Below are 2,095 nucleotides of genomic sequence, written 5' to 3' on the forward strand. Positions count from 1 at the left end.
CGTCGCCAACCGGGGCGAGATCGCGTGCCGGGTGCTGCGCACCTGCCGCGCGCTGGGCATCGCCACCGTCGCCGTCCACTCCGACCCGGACGCGGGCGCGCTGCACGTCCGCGAGGCCGACGCGGCGGTACGGCTGCCGGGGGCCACGCCCGGGGAGACGTACCTGCGCGGCGACCTGATCGTGCGGGCGGCGCTCGCGGCGGGCGCCGACGCCGTCCACCCCGGCTACGGCTTCCTGTCGGAGAACGCCGGCTTCGCGCGGGCCGTGCTCGGCGCCGGACTCGCGTGGATCGGCCCGCCCCCCGGGGCCATCGAGGCCATGGCGTCCAAGACCCGCGCCAAGGAACTCCTCGGCATCGCGCCCCTGAAGGACGTCACCGAGGCCGACCTGCCCGTCCTGGTGAAGGCGGCGGCCGGCGGCGGCGGGCGCGGCATGCGGATCGTCCGCGAACTGGCCGCACTGGACGCCGAGTTGGCGGCGGCCTCGGCGGAGGCGGCGAGCGCCTTCGGCGACGGCGAGGTCTTCGTCGAGCCGTACGTGGAGAACGGCCGCCACGTCGAGGTGCAGCTGCTGGCCGACACCCACGGCACCGTGCTCACGTTCGGCACCCGCGACTGCTCCCTCCAGCGCCGGCACCAGAAGGTGATCGAGGAGGCCCCGGCGCCCGGCCTGCCGGCCGCCCTGGAGGCGCAGATGCGCGACACGGCCGTGCGGGCGGCGAAGGCCGTCGGCTACGTCGGGGCGGGCACGGTCGAGTTCCTCGTCGCCGGCGGCCGGGCGCACTTCCTGGAGATGAACACCCGCCTCCAGGTCGAGCACCCGGTCACGGAGGCGGTGCACGGCGTCGACCTGGTCGCCCTCCAGATCGCCGTCGCCGAGGGCCGGGCGCTGCCCGCCGCACCGCCCGCCGCGCCGCGCGGTCACGCGGTCGAGGCCCGGCTCTACGCCGAGGACCCGGCGCGGGACTGGGCCCCGCAGACCGGGGTCCTGCACCGCTTCGAGGTGCCGGGCACGGGGGACGCCGGGGCCGGCGCGCCCTCCGTCCGGGTCGACACCGGATACGTCTCGGGCGACACCGTCACCGTCCACTACGACCCCATGCTCGCCAAGGTGATCGTCCACGCCCCCACCCGTGAGGAGGCGCTGCGCAAGCTGGCCCACACCCTGGAGCGGGCCCGGATCCACGGGCCCGTCACCAACCGGGACCTGCTCGTCGCCTCGCTGCGGCACCCCGAGTTCACCGATCCCGCCCGGCTCGACACCGGCTTCTACGCCCGGAACCTGGACGCCCTGACCACCGCCCCGCCCGGCGAGGAGTTCGCGGCCGTCGCCGCCGCCCTCGCCGGGGCCGCCGCCCGCCGGGGCCGCTTCGGCGGCGCCTGGCGCAACGTCCGCTCCCAGGACGAGATCCGCGTCCACGGCGGCCACGAGGTCCGCTACCGGCCGACCCGCGACGGCGGTTACGAGGTGACCGCCCCCGAGGGCGTCCGGGTCGTGGCGGCGACGCCCGGCCGGGTGAGCCTGGAGATCGCCGGGGTCGTCCGGCACTTCGACGTCACGGCGTACGAGGACGGGGACGGGCGCGGCGGCACCGTCCACGTCGGGCCGCACCGCCTCACCGCCCGCCCCCGCTTCGAGGACCCGCGCGAGCGGACCACGGCCGGTTCGCTGCTCGCCCCCATGCCCGGCACCGTCGTCCGGGGCGCGGACGGTCTCGCCGGCGGCGCCCCGGTGACCGCCGGCCAGCCGCTGCTGTGGCTGGAGGCCATGAAGATGGAGCACCGCGTCACCGCTCCCGCCTCCGGCACGCTCACCGCGCTCCACGCCGCCCCCGGCCGCCAGGTCGAGGTCGGTGCCCTGCTCGCCGTCGTACAGCCCGCCGAACCGGCCGGGACGCGCCCCGTACGGCAGCCGGAAGCTCCGGACACCGCACCGGCCGGGACCCCGGCCGCCGCGTCGCCGGGCGTGCCGTCCCCCGTACCGACCGAAGCACAGGAGGACCCGTCAGCATGAGCACCGACATCGAGCCCGCCGAGCACACCGCGCTCCGCGCCGCCGTCTCCGCCCTCGGCCACCGCCACGGCCCCGGCTTCG

General features: G+C 77.5%; 1 protein-coding gene. It reads left to right on the forward strand.

Annotation, left to right across the window (positions count from 1 at the left end; genetic code table 11):
* Positions 1-2,014: biotin carboxylase N-terminal domain-containing protein (locus tag RIF68_RS35195; protein WP_309055633.1), on the forward strand; the 2,014-nt coding region annotated here is incomplete at its 5' end.
* Positions 2,015-2,095: the final 81 nt, after the last annotated feature.

It is taken from the genome of Streptomyces sp. (genome assembly GCF_031178505.1).
Lineage (GTDB): Bacteria > Actinomycetota > Actinomycetes > Streptomycetales > Streptomycetaceae > Streptomyces > Streptomyces gulbargensis.